14 protein-coding genes and 1 pseudogene are annotated in these 17383 nt (G+C 31.1%); all 15 read left to right on the forward strand.

The window, feature by feature from the left end; all coding sequences use genetic code 11:
* Positions 1-6: 6 nt before the first annotated feature.
* Positions 7-363: pseudogene (gene rbfA, locus ACREV6_RS05460) on the forward strand (30S ribosome-binding factor RbfA); the annotation flags it as partial.
* Between the two features lie 58 nt (positions 364-421).
* Complete coding sequence (locus ACREV6_RS05465; protein ID WP_431576993.1) at positions 422-1384, forward strand: DHH family phosphoesterase; 963 nt, start codon at positions 422-424, stop codon at positions 1382-1384.
* Entirely contained in the window at positions 1381-2250 is an 870-nt protein-coding gene (truB, locus tag ACREV6_RS05470; RefSeq protein WP_431576994.1) for a tRNA pseudouridine(55) synthase TruB, read from the forward strand. Before ACREV6_RS05465 ends, truB begins: the two co-directional genes overlap by 4 nt.
* A gap of 13 nt (positions 2251-2263) precedes the next feature.
* Positions 2264-3190 (forward strand): bifunctional riboflavin kinase/FAD synthetase, encoded by a 927-nt coding sequence (locus tag ACREV6_RS05475; RefSeq protein WP_431576995.1) that lies wholly within the window; start codon positions 2264-2266, stop codon positions 3188-3190.
* Between the two features lie 130 nt (positions 3191-3320).
* Complete coding sequence (gene rpsO, locus ACREV6_RS05480) at positions 3321-3584, forward strand: 30S ribosomal protein S15 (RefSeq protein WP_431576996.1); 264 nt, start codon at positions 3321-3323, stop codon at positions 3582-3584.
* Between the two features lie 116 nt (positions 3585-3700).
* The gene (locus ACREV6_RS05485; RefSeq protein ID WP_431576997.1) at positions 3701-5812 is read left to right on the forward strand and encodes a polyribonucleotide nucleotidyltransferase; all 2112 of its coding nucleotides are present in this window, start codon (positions 3701-3703) and stop codon (positions 5810-5812) included.
* Between the two features lie 91 nt (positions 5813-5903).
* Positions 5904-7178, forward strand: a complete 1275-nt coding sequence (locus tag ACREV6_RS05490) for a M16 family metallopeptidase (RefSeq protein ID WP_431576998.1) — start codon at positions 5904-5906, stop codon at positions 7176-7178.
* A gap of 137 nt (positions 7179-7315) precedes the next feature.
* Positions 7316-7591, forward strand: a complete 276-nt coding sequence (locus ACREV6_RS05495) for a YlmC/YmxH family sporulation protein (RefSeq protein WP_431576999.1) — start codon at positions 7316-7318, stop codon at positions 7589-7591.
* A gap of 46 nt (positions 7592-7637) precedes the next feature.
* Positions 7638-8828 carry an aspartate kinase gene (gene dapG, locus ACREV6_RS05500; protein ID WP_431577000.1) on the forward strand — a complete coding sequence of 397 codons (1191 nt, stop codon included), beginning with the start codon at positions 7638-7640 and terminating at the stop codon, positions 8826-8828.
* A gap of 57 nt (positions 8829-8885) precedes the next feature.
* Entirely contained in the window at positions 8886-9593 is a 708-nt protein-coding gene (locus tag ACREV6_RS05505; RefSeq protein WP_431577086.1) for a ClpP family protease, read from the forward strand.
* A gap of 177 nt (positions 9594-9770) precedes the next feature.
* Positions 9771-12092 carry an FtsK/SpoIIIE family DNA translocase gene (locus ACREV6_RS05510; protein WP_431577001.1) on the forward strand — a complete coding sequence of 774 codons (2322 nt, stop codon included), beginning with the start codon at positions 9771-9773 and terminating at the stop codon, positions 12090-12092.
* A 189-nt stretch (positions 12093-12281) separates the two neighbouring features.
* Positions 12282-13619, forward strand: coding sequence for a 30S ribosomal protein S12 methylthiotransferase RimO (gene rimO / locus ACREV6_RS05515; protein WP_431577002.1), 1338 nt, complete (start codon positions 12282-12284; stop codon positions 13617-13619).
* Positions 13603-14148 carry a CDP-diacylglycerol--glycerol-3-phosphate 3-phosphatidyltransferase gene (pgsA, locus tag ACREV6_RS05520; RefSeq protein WP_431577003.1) on the forward strand — a complete coding sequence of 182 codons (546 nt, stop codon included), beginning with the start codon at positions 13603-13605 and terminating at the stop codon, positions 14146-14148. The genes rimO and pgsA overlap by 17 nt, the downstream gene beginning before the upstream one ends.
* Positions 14149-14325: 177 nt before the next feature.
* On the forward strand, positions 14326-15387 hold the full coding sequence (gene recA, locus ACREV6_RS05525) for a recombinase RecA (RefSeq protein WP_431577004.1): 1062 nt from the start codon (positions 14326-14328) through the stop codon (positions 15385-15387).
* A 366-nt stretch (positions 15388-15753) separates the two neighbouring features.
* Entirely contained in the window at positions 15754-17307 is a 1554-nt protein-coding gene (rny, locus tag ACREV6_RS05530) for a ribonuclease Y (protein WP_431577005.1), read from the forward strand.
* Positions 17308-17383: the final 76 nt, after the last annotated feature.

A 17383-nucleotide genomic window follows, 5' to 3' on the forward strand; every position in this document is an offset into this window, starting at 1 on the left:
GGTTGTATGGTTAATTATAGGAATGGTAGAATAAACGAAGAAATTAAAAAAGAAGTAAGCAATACAATTCAAAACAAAATAAAGGATCCAAGAAAAAGTGCTATGGTAAGTGTAACAAAAGTAGATACAACAAAAGACCTAACATATACAAAGGTTTATGTTAGTATATTTGGTAGCGAAGCTTCTAAAAAAGAAACAATTCAAGCACTTAAAAGTTCAACTGGACTTATGAGAAAAGAAATAGGGGCTCATGTTAAGCTAAGACATGTTCCTCAAGTTATCATAGAGGTAGATGAAACTATAGAACGTGCAATACATTTAGAGAGTATTTTTCATCAAATAAAGGCAAAAGAAAAAATTGATGAAGAAAACATAAGTGATGAAGATAGGAATGAAGAAGATATAAGTAACGAAGATAGCGATGAAAATTAATGATATTGCTCTTAGAATAAAGCTATTCAAAAAAATTGCTATAACTTTTCATACTTCACCAGATGGTGATTCCTTAGGTAGTGCGCTAGCTTTACTAATTGGACTTAGAAAACTGAAAAAGGAAGTCTATATAATTTCAAAAGAAATTATACCACAAACTTTTCAGTTTTTACCATGCTCAATTGAAATTAATGGTGAAACAATTGAGCCATTAGTGGATACAGAGTGTGTTATAGTGTTAGATTGTGGTGATTTCAAAAGAATTAATGCAAATTTATGTATGCAAAATAAGAATTTTGAATTAATTAATATGGATCACCATTTATCTAATGATTTATATGGAGATTTAAATTTTGTTGATACAAGTGCTTCTGCAGTTGGAGAAATTGTGTATGAAGTGCTTAGACTTCTTCATGTAGAAATAGACAAAGAAATAAGTACTTGCTTGTATACATCACTACTTACAGATACTGGCTCATTTAGACATTCCAGTACCACAGCAGTAACTCATAATATTGCAGGTGAACTTATTAATACCGGCATAGAATTTAGTAACATCCATAGAATGATTTTTGAAAACAAGAAATTTGAAAAAATAAAATTCTATGGAGAAGTTATTAATAGTATGACTTCAGAACTCAATGCTAAAGTGTGTATTATGTATATATCTAAAAACATGCTCCAAAAATATGAGACGGTTTGCGAAGATACATCAGATGTTATTACTTTTGGTGCTTCCATAGATACCGTTGAAGTTACTATTCTTATAAAAGATGCTGAAAATGGTGTTAAAGTGAGTTTAAGATCTAAATCACTAGTAGATGTTAGTAAAGTTGCCGAAAGTTTTAACGGTGGCGGACATATTAGAGCTTCAGGTTTTTTCACAGAAGGGGATTTTCATGATACTAAAGTGAAATTGCTGGAAATTATAGAAAAAGAGTTGATAAAATGAATGGTATATTAAATGTATTTAAACCTACAGGAATGACCTCTTTTGATGTAGTTCGCATAATAAAAAAAATCAGTCATATAAAAAAAGTAGGCCACGCTGGCACTCTAGACCCTGAGGCTAGCGGGGTTTTACCTGTTTGTATAGGAAAAGCAACAAAAGCTATTGACTATATAATGGGGGACTTTAAAATTTATGAAACTGAACTTAAGTTGGGCGTTATTACAGATACTTATGATAGAGAAGGTAAAATTCTACAAGAGTGTGAGGTTATTTGCAGTGAAGATGAAATTACAGGTGCAATTAATTCATTTATAGGAGAAATAAAACAAGTTCCGCCTATGTACTCAGCTTTAAAGGTTAATGGAAAAAAACTTTATGAGCTGGCAAGGGCTGGGATAGAAATAGAGAGAGAAGCAAGATCTATAACGATTTATGACATAGAAATTAGCTCTATTGAAATACCTTACGTAAAGTTTAGGGTTAAATGCTCTAAGGGTACATATATTAGAAGTCTATGTTATGATATTGGAGAACTATTAAAATGTGGTGGAATGATGTGGAATTTGCAAAGAACAGCTACAGGGCAATTTCACATTGAAGATGCTATAAATATTCAGGACTTAAATGAAGAAAATATAAATGGACATATTATGCCTATAGAAAGTATTTTTCAAAACAATACTAAAATCACCATAGAAGATAGGTTTGTTAAGTTCTTATTAAATGGTGTTGTAGTAAAAGATAAAGCTTTAGCGTCTAAGTTTGAAAGCGAAAAAATGTATAGTATCTATAATAATAACAATGACTTTATTGGCATTGCAGATAAAGGTAATGATGGTGTTAGGCTAATAAAATCATTTATATAGGAGTATATTTAAAATGGTAATTATAAAAGATAATTTTAAAACTAAACTTAAATATCCAACATACATTGCCCTGGGAAGTTTCGATGGACTACATTTAGGACATATGTATCTTGTAAATAAAGCGGTGGAATTATCAAAAGAGAATAATGCTAAAAGTATGATTTGTACCTTTAAAACTCATCCATTGTCTGTTATTAACAAAGAACTTTGTCCAAAGCTCATAATGGATAATGACACCAAAATAAAATTATTAGAGGAAACAGGTATTGATATTGTTAATTTAGTTAATTTTGATAAAGAATTTATGAAGATAACTCCAGAAGAGTTCATAAAAAACATGGTGAATTATTATAATGCAAAGGGAATAGTTGTTGGTTTTAATTATAGATTTGGGTATAAAAATTTAGGTGATGTAGAAATGCTCCGAAAATACAGTAGTATACTAGGCTATAAGCTATATGTTTGTGAAGCTATTAGTTATGACAATGAGGTTGTAAGTAGTTCAAATATACGCCATCTTATAGCTGAGGGGAATATCATTAAAGCAAATGAACTTTTAGGAAGACCCCATTCTATCACTGGTGAAGTAATTAAAGGGAAACAATTTGGCAGAACTATTGGATTTCCAACTGTAAATTTAAATTACAATATGCAATGTATCATTCCTAAGGGAGGGGTATACTATACAATAGCCCAGTATGATAATAATCTTTATAAGGCTATAACAAATATAGGGTATAATCCTACTGTAAAAGGTGGGAAACTATCCGTAGAAACCTGCATTTTGGACTTTGATAAACAAATCTATGGTGAAAAGGTTGAAATTCACTTTATAAATAGAATAAGAGATGAAGTTAAATTTGATACTATCGAGGAATTAAGGCAACAGCTTATAAAAGATAAAGAATATGCTATTAAGCAAAAAAAAGTAGAAAAATAGCATTAAGATGTAAAAATTAATTTACAATTTAATTTTAGTTTGTTATAATTGATTTGAACCTTATGCTAAGTTCACCGAATTGCTAACGGTGTACTTGGAATATGGGGATTATATTCGGAGGTGTTGTAAAATGCAAAAAGCTACAAAACAAGAAATAATGACTAAACATGCGAGACATGAAGGAGACACAGGTTCTCCAGAGGTGCAAATCGCACTACTTACTGAAAGAATTTTAGAGTTAACTGAACACTTAAAAATTCATAAAAAAGATCACCATTCAAGAAGAGGTCTATTAATGATGGTTGGACAAAGAAAAGGTATGTTAGGTTACTTAAAGAACCAGGATATTGAAAGATACCGTGCAATTCTTGTAGAACTTGGACTAAGAAAGTAATTAAGAGCGGCTTAGCCGCTCTATTATTTTAAGTATTAGTAAATAAATATAAATTTGATTAATAAAACATTTATATTAGCAAATAATATTAGTGTAAATTGAAGGGAGGCAAATATATGATTCATGTTATAGAAACTACTGTTGCAGGTAGGACTCTTAAAGTTGAATATGGTAAGGTTGGAATGCTTTCAAACTGTTCAATATTCATGAGCTATGGTGAAACAGTAGTTATGGTTAATGCAAATGCATCAGAAAAACCAAAGGAAGGTATTGATTTCTTTCCTCTAAGTGTAGAATATGAAGAAAGACTTTATGCCGTTGGTAAAATTCCTGGTGGTTTCATAAAAAGAGAAGCAAGACCATCAGAAAGAGCGATTTTAACAGCAAGAGGTATAGATAGACCACTTAGACCACTATTCCCTAAAGGCTATAAAAATGATGTGCAAATTGTATGTACTGTATTGTCAGTTGAACAAGATAATTCACCTGAGATACTTGCTATGAACGCAGCATCAATGGCATTATGCATATCTAGCATACCTTTTACAGATGCTGTTGCAACTGTATCAGTTGGCCTTGTTGAGGATAAGTTTGTATTGAGCCCTACTGTAGAAGAGAGAAGCGCTAGTTCTATGAATCTTACAGTTTGCGCAACAAAAGACAATGTAACAATGATAGAAGCAAGTGGAAATGAAATACCAGAAGATGTAATGATAAATGCAATTGATTTTGCTTTTGAAGCATGTAAAAAAATTGTAGCTTTCCAAGAAGAAGCTGTGGCTAAGTTTGGAAAAGAAAAAATCATTCCTCAAATAAGTAAAATAGATGAAACTCTCCAAAGTGAAGTTAGAGATTTCTCATTTGATATGTTTAAGACAGCAATGTATATAATGGATAAAGATGAGAGAAATACAATGGTAGATGAAATAAAACAAAAAATAAGCCTTGAATTTAGTGAAAAGTACCCAGATAAAAAATCAGATATAGGTGAAGTTGCATATGGTATCCAAAAAGAAATAGTTAGAAATATGATGCTAAATGAAGATAGAAGACCAGATGGAAGAGCCTTTGATCAAGTTAGACCAATAAGTTGCGAGGTAGGGGTACTTCCAAGAACTCATGGGACTGGTTTGTTTACAAGAGGACTCACTCAAGTAATGGGTGTTGCAACACTTGGAGCATTAAAAGAAGCTCAGATGTTAGACGGAATAGGTGACGAAGATACTAAAAGATATATGCATCATTATAATTTTCCAGCTTATAGCGTAGGAGAAGTTAAGCCAATGCGTGGACCTGGAAGGCGTGAAATTGGTCACGGAGCGTTAGCCGAAAAAGCAGTAGAACCACTTTTACCATCTATAGAAGAATTTCCATATGCTATTCGTGTAGTATCGGAAGTATTGAGTTCTAATGGTTCAACATCTCAAGCTAGTGTAAGTGCAAGTATTTTAGCACTACTTGATGCAGGGGTTCCAATTAAGAGACCGGCAGCTGGTATTGCAATGGGACTCATTACAAATGCTGACTTAACTAAAGAAAAAGTATTGACAGATATTCAAGGTATAGAAGATTTCTTTGGTGATATGGACTTTAAAGTTGCAGGAACCGTTAATGGTATTACTGCTATACAAGTTGATACAAAGCTTCATGGCTTATCTAAATATTGCATTAAAACTGCAATTATAGATGCAAAAAAAGCTAGGCTTCATATATTAGGAAAAATGAATGAATGTATAGACGCACCAAGGAGTGAATTGTCAAAATATGCTCCTAGAATGTATATATTAAATGTAGAACCTGACAAGATTAGAGACGTAATAGGAAAAGGCGGAGTAACTATAAAGAAAATTATAGCCGAAACCGGAGTTAAAATAGACACTAATGACGATGGTAAAATTGTAATTATGTCTAACGATGGAGATAGTGCAAATAGAGCAGTGAAAATTATTGAAGAGCTAACTAAATCTGTTAAAGTAGGAGAAATATATTTAGGAAAAGTAACAAAGATTGCTGCTTTTGGAGCATTTGTTGAAATACTTCCTAATAAAGAAGGATTAGTGCATATTTCTAAACTTGATTTTGCTAGAGTAAATAAAGTAGAAGATATTGTTTCCGTTGGTGATGAAATATTAGTAAAAGTAATGGAAATAGATAATCAAGGAAGAGTAAATCTTTCAAGAAGAGATGCTATTAAAGATAGTGAAACTGAAAAAAAAGATGCTGAATAATAGAAGGGCTTAGATGCCTTTTTATTTTTTTTAATAATATTACACTAATTTGCACATATTAAATATAAATTCTCATTAAGGAGAGGCGCATATGTACAATTTATTTAAGTTAAGTAATGGGTTAAGAGTTGTAGTTGAATCTATAGAATATGTAAATTCTGTAAGCGTAGGCCTATGGATAGAAAATGGTTCAAGAAATGAAAATGAAGTGAGCAGTGGAATATCACATTTTATTGAGCATATGCTTTTTAAAGGAACTCCTGGTAGGACTGCAAAACAAATTGCCGAAGCTATTGAAGACGTGGGCGGTCAAATAAATGCTTTTACAGGAAAAGAAGCCACATGTTATTACATAAAAGCCTTAGATACACATTTAGAATTATCACTGGATATTTTGTCAGATATGCTTTTTAATAGTAATTTCTCACAAGATGAAATGGAAAAAGAAAAAGGCGTAATTATCGAAGAAATAAATATGAGTGAAGATTCACCAGAGGATGTATTAATAGATCTGCATACAAAAGCAATTTGGAATAAGGATTCTATTTCCTTACCTATTTTGGGAACCATGGAAACTGTAAAATCTTTTAATAGAAAAACCATCTTAGATTACATTGATTCCTATTATATACCGGAAAATTCAGTTATATCAATTTCTGGTAAATTTGATATGAAAAATATAGAAAAGCTTCTAGAAAAATATTTTGGAAAATGGCATACTAAAAATAAAAAAATTACTAAATATAGTAGTCCTGAGCTTTTAAACCACCATTATTTTAGAAAAAAAGATATTGAACAACTTCACATAAGCCTCGGAATACCTGGAGTGGAAATTGGAAATGAGGACACATATACTCTAATACTACTAAGCAATATATTAGGAGGAGGAGCCTCCTCAATATTATTTCAAAAAATTCGTGAGGAACTAGGACTATGTTACTCAATTTATTCTTACATATCAGCCTTTAAAAACACTGGGATTGTAAGTATTTATGCGGGGCTAAATCCATTACAAGCGGAAGTTGCTATTGATGCAATAAAAGAAGAAGTTAGAAAATTTGCAAAATTAGGAATTGACAATGAAAGGTTACTAAAGGCCAAAGAGCAGTTAAAGGGTAGTTATATTCTAGGGCTTGAAAGTACCAGTAGTAGAATGTTTAGCAATGGGAAGTCTGTTATGTTTTTGAATAAAATCAATACACCTAAAGATGTACTTAGAAAAATAAATGAGATAGATATGGCAAGGGTAAATTCTGTTATGGAAAAGACTTTTAAAAAGGGTATAATAAATTCTGCATATGTAGGTAAAGAAAAAGAAATGCTTAATAAACTCTTTAAAGGAAATATTATTTCTATGGATAAGTAAATTTATTTACAATGATATAGAAATTATGCATAACTCCACAAGATATTCCATAGTATTTTAGGGGTATGAAAATAAATCAAAGGTATTTGTTATTTATTTTTATGTCCCTTCAGAGAATTGGTAAGGAGGGTGTATATATGGAAGATAATATAAAGATGTACAGTGAAATGGAAAGATATGAAATTATCAATATTAATGATGGTGATAAATATAGCAATTTAGGCAGCAATGATGTAGTTATTGATGAGAATGGTCTTTTGAAATTTTTAATTATTAACGAGGGCAGTTCTAAATTTAGTTTTTTTAAAACTAGCGATATAATTGAGGTACCTTGGGAATATGTAAAAAAAATAGGCTCGAGAACTATAATAATTGATGTTGATAATGAATTTTTAAAAAAATCTCATATTTAACGACATTTCTGTTTCGAGGAAGATGATTTAATTTGGGAGGACATAAATGAAAATATTAGTGCAAAAGTTTGGAGGCACATCTGTTTCGACGGAGGAAAAAAGAAAGCTTGTAGTGTGTAAAGTTTTAAACGCAAAGGCAGAAGGCTATTTTCCAGTGGTAGTAGTATCTGCCATGGGACGAAAAGGAGAGCCTTATGCTACAGATACTCTGTTATCACTTATAGATGATAAATTTAAAGTAGCAAATCCATTAGCAGTAGATTTGCTAATGAGTTGTGGGGAAACTATAAGCACTGTAATAATGTGTAATGAATTAAATAATAAAGGTATTGATGCTGTGCCCTTAACTGGAGGACAAGCAGGTATAATTACAGATTGTAATTATAACAATGCAGCAATACTTAATGTGGATACAAAACAAATATTAGGCATACTGCAAAAGGGAAAAATTCCTGTAGTAGCAGGATTTCAAGGTAAGGATGAAAATAACTATATTACAACTATAGGTAGAGGTGGAAGTGACGTTACTGCTGCAATACTCGGAGCGGCGCTTAATGCAGTAGAGACTCAAATATACACTGATGTAGATGGTATTATGACAGCAGATCCACGGATAGTTTCTGAAGCGACTTTAATAAAGAAAATAAGTTATGATGAAATTTTTCAATTTGCAGATCAAGGAGCCAAGGTGATACACCCACGAGCAGTGGAAATATCTAGAAAATATAATATACCACTCGTAATAAAGAACACTATGAACGATTGTGATGGAACAGTAATTAGTAATTTAGGAAATGAAGGCTATGAAAGTATAATTACAGGTATTACACATATGAATAATAGGGTTCAAATAAAGATATGCAAAAATTCAGACGCTAGCTATGATGATCTTTTTGATATCTTAGCTGAAAATCTTATAAGCATAGATCTTATAAATGTTTTTCCTAAAGAAAAAATATTCACTATTGATGAAAAAGACTTTATTAAATTTCAAAATTTAATAAAAGAGCTTAATATGATTTGTACTTTTGTGAAGAATTGTAGTAAAATTTCAATTATAGGTTCAAAAATGAGAGGTATACCAGGAGTTATGGCTAGAATACTTAAAGCGTTAACCAGGGAAAAGATTGAAGTGTTGCAAACAGCGGATTCGCATATGACTATATGGTGTCTTGTAGAAACAGAATATGTTGAAGGAGCAATTATAGCCTTGCACAGGGAATTTAAATTAGGATAATAAATGTATATAGTTTCTCTTAATGCACAAAATAAAGATGGATTAGGAGGAATGCAAATGCCAAAAGCTGAAAAAAATAAAGAAGATAAGAAAAGTGAAATTATTGTGGAAAATTTAAATCAACAGGTTGAAAATATCAAAGAACTTGGAGTAACGAATGTTCCGACTCAAAATGATAAAATTCAAATTTTGTCTATTATTGGTCAAATAGAAGGACATATGATGTTATCTCCTCAAACTAAAACTACTAAGTATGAACATGTTATTCCAGAGTTAATTGCTATGGAAAGGGATGAAAAAGTAAAAGGTATTCTTATAGTTCTAAATACTGTAGGAGGAGATGTGGAAGCTGGTCTTGCAATAGCTGAGATGATTAGAAGCGTTAGTAAACCAACTGTATCACTAGTAGTCGGTGGAGGCCATTCAATAGGTATCCCACTGGCAACAGCTGCTGCTTATTCATTTATTTCCCCCTCTGCAACTATGATAATTCATCCTATTAGAATGAATGGTTTAATAATAGGAGTATCTCAAACTTTTGAATATTTTAATAAAATGCAAGAACGAATAACTGAGTTTATTATTAGAACTTCCAAAATCGATAAGGAAACCGTAAATAGATTAATGCATCAAACCGATGAACTTTTAAATGATATGGGTACTATACTTATCGGAAAACAAGCAGTTGATAATGGATTAATAGATGAAGTTGGCGGAATTAGTGAAGCCTTATCAAAATTAAATGAAATGATAGATAAAGCTTAAAAATAGATATAAATAGGTTCTATGGGCCTATTTATATCTATTTTATTAATTTTTTACCATAATTAATAGGAATAATTGAGTTTTTTATGTATATAGTTTAAAATTCCTCTATAAATCTATATAAAGTTAAAGGAGATTTCTAAAATTTGTAGAAATATTAAGAATGGAGGTGATACTTTGGCTAGAAAAAAAACTAAAACTAAATCTAAAGTCGCGAGTAGTTCAGGTTCTGATAGTGAAATTTTTGGAATTATTTTAATAACAATAGGCATATTAATTTTATTTAGTATCTTCTCTACCATGTTTTCAAGTTCTGATTCTATATCAGGTACTATAGGAGATTTTATTAACCATTTACTTTTTGCAATACTCGGGGTGGGTGCATACTTTTCGCCGTTTTTGATAATATTTATTGGAATATGCTCCATTCTTAAGAAAGGTAAGATAAACTTCAGTAAGAAGTTTTATGGAATAATATTTTTTATAATAAATACATTGCTATTTATACAAATGCTATCTTTTAATAAGTATTATGCTGAAGGAGAGTTTTTGCAGGGAATAAATAAAATATACAATTCAGAGCAGGTGCTGCATGGTGGGATTATTAGTTATTCAATTGATGTACCGTTGCATACATTATTTGGTGCTGTGGGAAGTTTTATAATTTTTATTGGTATTTATGTTATATGTTTAACTTTAATATTAGAAATATCCTGGCATGACATCTATTTTAATCTAAAGGAGAAATTTATCACTGAAAAGACTAAAAAGATTAAGAAGAATAATGATAATAAGGAGTTATATATAGAGAATATTGATAAGCAAGAAGAAGTAATAGTACCAAATGAAGATAAAAATGACTTTATTAAAGGCGTTAACAATAAAATTAAAATATTTGATTTTTTAAAGTCAAATGAAATTGCGTCAGAAGTGGAAATTGTAAATAAAGAAGAACCTGTTAGTTTTATTAAACAGGGCGATGCAGGCGAATCTAAAGAGAAGCATGTAGATAATTCTATTAAACAAGAAGTAGAACAAGAAATTCAATTAAATAGTGCACATTCAAAATCAAATTATAAATATGATTTTCCAACTGTAGATTTATTAAATGAAAATACTACTTCTAAAATGAATAAAAATGATAAAAAAGAATTGCTTAGTAGTGCGAATAAACTACAAGAGACCTTAAGTAGCTTTGGAGTTGAAGCAAAAGTTATTCAAGTTACAAAGGGACCTTCAGTGACAAGATTTGAGCTTCAACCAAATGCTGGGGTTAAGGTTAGCAAAATTGTAAATTTAGCAGATGATATTGCATTGAATTTAGCTTCCTCTGGTGTAAGAATTGAAGCCCCTATACCTGGTAAGGCAGCGGTAGGAATTGAAGTGCCAAATAAAGAGTTAAGTGCAGTTTACCTAAGGGAGGTAATAGAGTCTAATGAATTTACAGCTACAAATAAAAATTTATCCTTTAGTCTAGGAAAAGATATAGGAGGTAATTGTGTTGTTTCAGATTTAACGAAAATGCCTCATTTGTTGGTAGCAGGAGCTACAGGATCTGGAAAGAGTGTTTGTATAAATTCATTAATAATAAGTTTACTTTATAAATATTCTCCAGAGGAGGTTAAGCTTTTATTAATTGACCCTAAAGTAGTTGAACTAAATATTTATAATGGAATACCCCATCTATTGATACCGGTTGTAACAGATCCTAAAAAATCTGCAGGCGCTTTAAATTGGGCTGTAAATGAAATGACAAGAAGGTACAAGCTTTTCGCTGAAAACAATGTGCGCAGTATTGAAGGATATAATGAATTAGTTAATAAAGGTATTGCAGAAAATAAATTACCTTGGATAGTAATTATAATTGATGAGCTTGCAGACCTTATGACGGTTTGTGCCAATGATGTAGAAGAATACATTGGAAGACTGGCACAAATGGCAAGAGCAGCTGGAATGCATTTAGTAATTGCAACGCAAAGACCATCAGTTGATGTTATTACAGGGGTTATAAAGGCAAATATACCTTCAAGAATATCCTTTGCAGTTTCAAGTCAAATAGATTCTAGAACAATTTTAGATTCCGCTGGTGCAGAGAAATTGCTAGGTAAAGGCGATATGCTTTTTTATCCCGTAGGAGAGGCTAAACCATTTAGAATTCAAGGAGCTTTTGTATCAGAAGAAGAAGTTGAGCGAGTGGTTAATTTTATAAAAAGTCAGAACGCAGAATTAAATTATGAAAAAGAAATAATAGATGAAATAGAAGGTAATTCAAATAATAAAGATGAGGCTGAGGATATTGATGAATTATTAAATGAAGCAATTAAAATAGTAGTTGAAAATGATCAAGCTTCCACTTCCTTATTGCAACGCAAGCTAAAAATAGGGTATAATAGAGCAGCAAGAATTATAGAGCAAATGGAGGAACGTGGAATTATTTCAGGTAGAAATGGAAGTAAACCTAGAGAGATATTATTAAGCCAGAGTGAATTAAAAGATTAATAATATAAATTTCTGTAAGAAAAATTGCAAATACCCTTGTTTAATTTGTAAATCACATTTACAATAATTTATGTATACAAATGTAGGAGAATAATAATTAATAACTATTATTTACTTATAAAACCAAACAAGGAAGATAACAGTTAATAAATGTTATCTAAACAGGTAGATAAACAAGGAGGATGACCCGTGGAAAAATTAAAAGTTGGAGTTATAAATTTAGGTTGCGATAAAAATAGAATTGATAGTGAGATTATAATAGGTAGTTTAAGTGAAAAATATGAAATTACCACTGATCCTAAACTTGCAAATATAATTTTAGTGAATACTTGTGGATTTATAGAATCTTCGAAACAAGAATCAATAGACACTATTTTAGAAATGTCAAAATACAAAGACAAATACAAGTGTACGGTTTTAATTGCAACGGGGTGCCTTACTCAGCGTTATGGAGCTGAACTGCTTGAACTTATGCCAGAGCTTGATATAATGCTTGGTGTCAACGATTATAATAAGTTACTCTGTAGTATAGAAGAGGTGCTTTCTAAAAATATTAAAGTACAACATACTAGTTATAGTGATGAAAATATTAATGAAGGTCAAAGAGTATTAACCACAGGAACTTATACAGCTTTTGTTAGAATATCAGAGGGCTGTGATAATGCTTGTGCATATTGTGCAATACCAAACATTAGAGGTAAATATAGAAGCAGAAAGATGGAAAACATAGTACAAGAGGTTAAGGACTTAAGCCAACATGGCTGCAAAGAAATTATTTTAGTAGCTCAAGATACTACTAGATATGGTATTGATTTGTACGGTGAAAAAACCTTGCACAAGTTGATAAGGGAAATTTCTGAAATAAGTGAAATTGAATGGATTAGAGTACTTTACTGTTATGCAGAAGAAATGACGGATGAAATTATAAATGAAATATCAATAAACCATAAAGTATGTAAATATGTAGATATACCAATTCAACATATAAGTGATGATATTCTTAAATCCATGAGAAGAAAAGGAAGAAAGAGTATTATAACAGAAAACATAAACAAGATGAGAAAAAATATTGCTGGAGTAAATCTTAGAACTACACTTATTGTTGGATTTCCAGGTGAAACAGAATCAGATTTTCAGCAGCTAAAACAATTTATTAAAGAAACTAAATTTGATAAATTAGGGGTATTTAAGTACTCAATGGAAGAGGGTACTGCCGCTGCAGAAATGGAAAATCAAATTTCAGAAGATATAAAAGTAAAACGTGAAGAAGAACTGATGTTAATACAACAAAGTATATCCAAAGAACTAAATAGTAAAAAGATAGGGAAAATATACAAGGTTTTAATAGAAGGAGTTAATGATAAATCACATTTTGGAAGAAATTATGAAATGGCACCAGAAGTTGATGGAACTATTTTCTTTGAATCTGATGTGATTTATAAAAAGGGAGAATTTGTTAATGTTAAGGTGACCAAAGCTTTAGAATACGATTTAATAGGAGTTGTGTGCTATGAATCTTGCGAATAAACTTACAATGATCCGAATTTTTCTAGTTCCTATATTTTTAATATTTATGGCATCTAAAGACATACCTTATGGGAGAGAAGTGGCTACCATTATTTTCATAATAGCTTCTCTTACAGACAAATTAGATGGCTATATAGCTAGGAGCAGAAACCAAATAACTAATTTTGGTAAATTTATGGATCCCCTAGCTGATAAACTCTTAGTAACTGCGGCACTTGTTTGCTTGGTAGAACTTCAAATTGTGCATAGTTGGGTAGCTATGATTATAATTGCTAGAGAATTTGCAGTTTCAGGACTTAGAACAATAGCGGCCTCAGAAGGAAAAGTAATTGCAGCTAGCTGGTGGGGTAAAATAAAAACTGTTATTCAAATAGTAGCTATAATTACAGCATTATTAAATTTGTCTTATGTAAATCCAATTTTAAATGTGTTAACTAATATATTTATGGCTGCTGCAGTGATTATTACAATAATATCAGGTGTTGATTATTTTGTTAAAAATAAAGGAGCAATTAGAATTGATAAGTGATTAATTTAGTATAGTTTGTTAATAATACAAATAATGAGGTTCTTATTATAATATTCCAATTGGAGGAAAAAGTGGTAACTTTTATTTTGTATGTTGACCATGCAAAACAAATAGTGTATACTTAGTATAGAACAAATGTTCGCAATGAAAAGGATGGTGAACCCTAAGGGGAAATATATGAATAATGAAAAATTAAAAGCACTAGAAGCAGCTATGGGTCAAATAGAGAAACAATTCGGTAAAGGTTCAATAATGAAACTGGGAGATAATAGTACTTTAAATGTAGATGCTATTTCTACTGGTTGTTTAGGACTAGATATAGGGCTAGGTATAGGTGGTGTGCCTAGAGGAAGAATGATTGAAATTTTTGGACCAGAATCTTCAGGTAAAACTACAGTTGCACTACATATAGTTGCAGAAGCACAGAAAGAAGGCGGCACAGCTGCATTTATTGATGTAGAGCATGCACTAGATCCTATTTATGCTAAATCACTAGGAATTAATATAGATGATTTAATAGTTTCACAACCAGACACCGGTGAGCAGGCTTTAGAGATTACAGAAGCCTTAGTTCGTTCAGGGGCTATAGATGTTATTGTTGTGGATTCAGTAGCGGCATTGGTGCCTAAAGCTGAAATTGAAGGGGAAATGGGAGACTCTCATATAGGACTGCAAGCAAGACTTATGTCACAAGCACTAAGAAAACTTGCTGGATCTATAAATAAATCAAAATGTGTTCTTGTGTTTATAAACCAATTACGAGAAAAAGTTGGAGTAATGTTTGGAAACCCAGAAGTAACTCCTGGCGGTAGAGCATTAAAATTTTATGCTTCTGTTAGAATAGATATCAGAAGAATAGATACAATTAAACAAGGTGATCAATTTATGGGTAATAGAACAAGAATAAAAATAGTTAAAAATAAAGTTGCCCCTCCATTTAAACAAGCTGAATTTGATATTATGTACGGTGAAGGTATGTCTCGCGAGGGTGATGTTTTAGATATAGGAGTTAAAGAAGAAATTGTACAAAAAAGTGGAGCATGGTTTGCCTATGGAGATATACGTCTTGGTCAAGGAAGAGAAAATGCAAAACAATACTTTAAAGATAATGCTATGGTAATGTTCGAAATAGAAAATAAAATCAGGGAAAAATATAATTTGCCATTAGCAAAAGCTCCAGTAATTGATAAAAAAGAAGCAAAACAAGCAAAAGAAATAAAGGAAGTAAAAGAAATATAAAAGCAAGTGGCTACTTGCTTTTTTCTTTAATTAATTGTTCAATGATTAAATTTTATATGCTATTGTAATTTAAATGGTATATTTTAAGTGTAACTGTGGAATATTATTACTATAATAATGTGTAGTATATGCTTTTTAAGGTGTAACATATTATGGGTTAGCATAATTATTGTATAATAGTAAAAGCAAAATAACTTATTTAAATGTTAAAATCTTGACATTAATTGAAAAGTAATATAAAATAAATACAAATACTGGTTTAGCATATTCAAATTGCTACCAATTGAATAAATATTACACCTTCTCTAGCTTTCATGTTTACTCTTAAATAGACTCGAAAATAAGCAAAGGAGGTGTTGATAATCGATGGATACTAATAGTCGAATGATCTTAATAGTTTGTGCTATTTTGGTTGTTGTTTTAGTAGGTATTTTTGTTGTAATTTATACTAGAAAAAATATATCTCAAGCAAATATTTCTATGGCAGAAAAAGAAGCTAAAAAAATTCTTGATGAAAGTTCAAAAGAAGCTGAAACAAAAAAGAAAGAAGCTATCTTAGAAGCCAAAGAAGAAGTTCACAGACTTAGAACCGATTTAGAAAAAGAATCAAGAGAAAGACGTAATGAAGTTCAAAGGTTAGAAAGAAGAAATATCCAAAGAGAAGAATCTTTAGATAAAAAAAGTGATGTGCTGGAGAGAAAAGAAGAAAATCTTAATAAAAAACAACAAGAAATTGAGATGTTAGAAGCAAGTGTTCAAGATTTATACACAAAACAAAGGGAAGAATTAGAAAGATTATCAGGTTTAACAGCCGATGAAGCAAAACAAGTTTTATTAGATGAAATTAAAAAAGAAATTAAACATGATGCTGCAATTATGATTAAAGAAATTGAAACTAAGGCAAAAGAAGAAGCCGATAAAAAAGCACGAGAAATCATTACTTATGCTATACAAAGATGCGCAGCTGATCATGTTGCAGAAACAACAGTTCATGTAGTTTCGCTTCCTAATGATGAGATGAAGGGAAGAATAATAGGTAGAGAGGGTAGAAATATTCGAACTCTAGAAACACTTACAGGCGTTGATCTAATAATAGATGATACACCTGAAGCAGTAATTCTTTCAGCATTTGATCCTATAAGGCGTGAAGTTGCTAGAATAGCACTTGAGAAGCTAATAGTGGATGGAAGAATTCATCCTGCTAGAATTGAAGAAATGGTAGAAAAAGCTAAAAAAGAGGTTGATAGTGATATAAGAGAAGAAGGAGAACAAGCAACTTTTGAAACAGGAGTGCATGGTCTTCATTCAGAAATTATTAGACTACTTGGAAGGCTTAAATACAGAACTAGTTATGGTCAAAATGTATTAAAGCATTCTATTGAAGTTTCATATTTAGCTGGGCTTATGGCCTCTGAACTGGGAATTGATCCAACGCTTGCTAAAAGGTGTGGACTACTTCATGATATAGGTAAAGCTGTAGACCATGAAGTTGAAGGACCACATGCACTTATAGGCGCAGAGATAGCAAAGAAACACCACGAATCAGCTATTGTAGTAAATGCTATTGCAGCGCATCACGGTGATGTTGAACTGCAGTCTCTTGAAGCAATATTAGTTCAAGCAGCGGATGCTATATCAGCTGCAAGACCAGGTGCAAGAAGAGAAACTTTGGAAGCTTATATTAAAAGGCTAGAAAAATTAGAAGAAATCGCAAATTCTTATGATGGCGTAGAAAAATCATATGCTATTCAAGCTGGAAGAGAAGTTCGAATTATGATTAAACCAGAAATAATTGATGATGCAGGAGCTGTTGAATTGGCAAGAAATCTAGTTAAAAGAATTGAAAATGAACTAGAATATCCAGGTCAAATTAAAGTAAATGTAATAAGAGAAACAAGGGCTATTGATTATGCTAAATAAACCAATATAATATTAAATCCTCTTAAAATTTAGAGAAATTCCAAAATTTAAGAGGATTTTTTTTATGTTTGTAGAA

Origin of the sequence: Clostridium sp., assembly GCF_050717515.1 — a bacterium.
Classification (GTDB): Bacteria; Bacillota; Clostridia; order Clostridiales; family Clostridiaceae; genus Clostridium_AD.

What these genes read in the sequence shown, in the direction of transcription:
- dapG (WP_431577000.1), top strand. Translation starts at nt 7,638, where the DNA reads ATGAAAATATTAGTGCAAAAGTTTGGAGGCACATCTGTTTCGACGGAG.
- ACREV6_RS05485 (WP_431576997.1), top strand. Translation starts at nt 3,701, where the DNA reads ATGATTCATGTTATAGAAACTACTGTTGCAGGTAGGACTCTTAAAGTT.
- pgsA (WP_431577003.1), top strand. Translation starts at nt 13,603, where the DNA reads ATGAATCTTGCGAATAAACTTACAATGATCCGAATTTTTCTAGTTCCT.
- ACREV6_RS05475 (WP_431576995.1), top strand. Translation starts at nt 2,264, where the DNA reads ATGGTAATTATAAAAGATAATTTTAAAACTAAACTTAAATATCCAACA.
- ACREV6_RS05465 (WP_431576993.1), top strand. Translation starts at nt 422, where the DNA reads ATGAAAATTAATGATATTGCTCTTAGAATAAAGCTATTCAAAAAAATT.
- ACREV6_RS05490 (WP_431576998.1), top strand. Translation starts at nt 5,904, where the DNA reads ATGTACAATTTATTTAAGTTAAGTAATGGGTTAAGAGTTGTAGTTGAA.
- rpsO (WP_431576996.1), top strand. Translation starts at nt 3,321, where the DNA reads ATGCAAAAAGCTACAAAACAAGAAATAATGACTAAACATGCGAGACAT.
- ACREV6_RS05495 (WP_431576999.1), top strand. Translation starts at nt 7,316, where the DNA reads ATGGAAGATAATATAAAGATGTACAGTGAAATGGAAAGATATGAAATT.
- rny (WP_431577005.1), top strand. Translation starts at nt 15,754, where the DNA reads ATGGATACTAATAGTCGAATGATCTTAATAGTTTGTGCTATTTTGGTT.
- recA (WP_431577004.1), top strand. Translation starts at nt 14,326, where the DNA reads ATGAATAATGAAAAATTAAAAGCACTAGAAGCAGCTATGGGTCAAATA.
- truB (WP_431576994.1), top strand. Translation starts at nt 1,381, where the DNA reads ATGAATGGTATATTAAATGTATTTAAACCTACAGGAATGACCTCTTTT.
- ACREV6_RS05505 (WP_431577086.1), top strand. Translation starts at nt 8,886, where the DNA reads ATGCCAAAAGCTGAAAAAAATAAAGAAGATAAGAAAAGTGAAATTATT.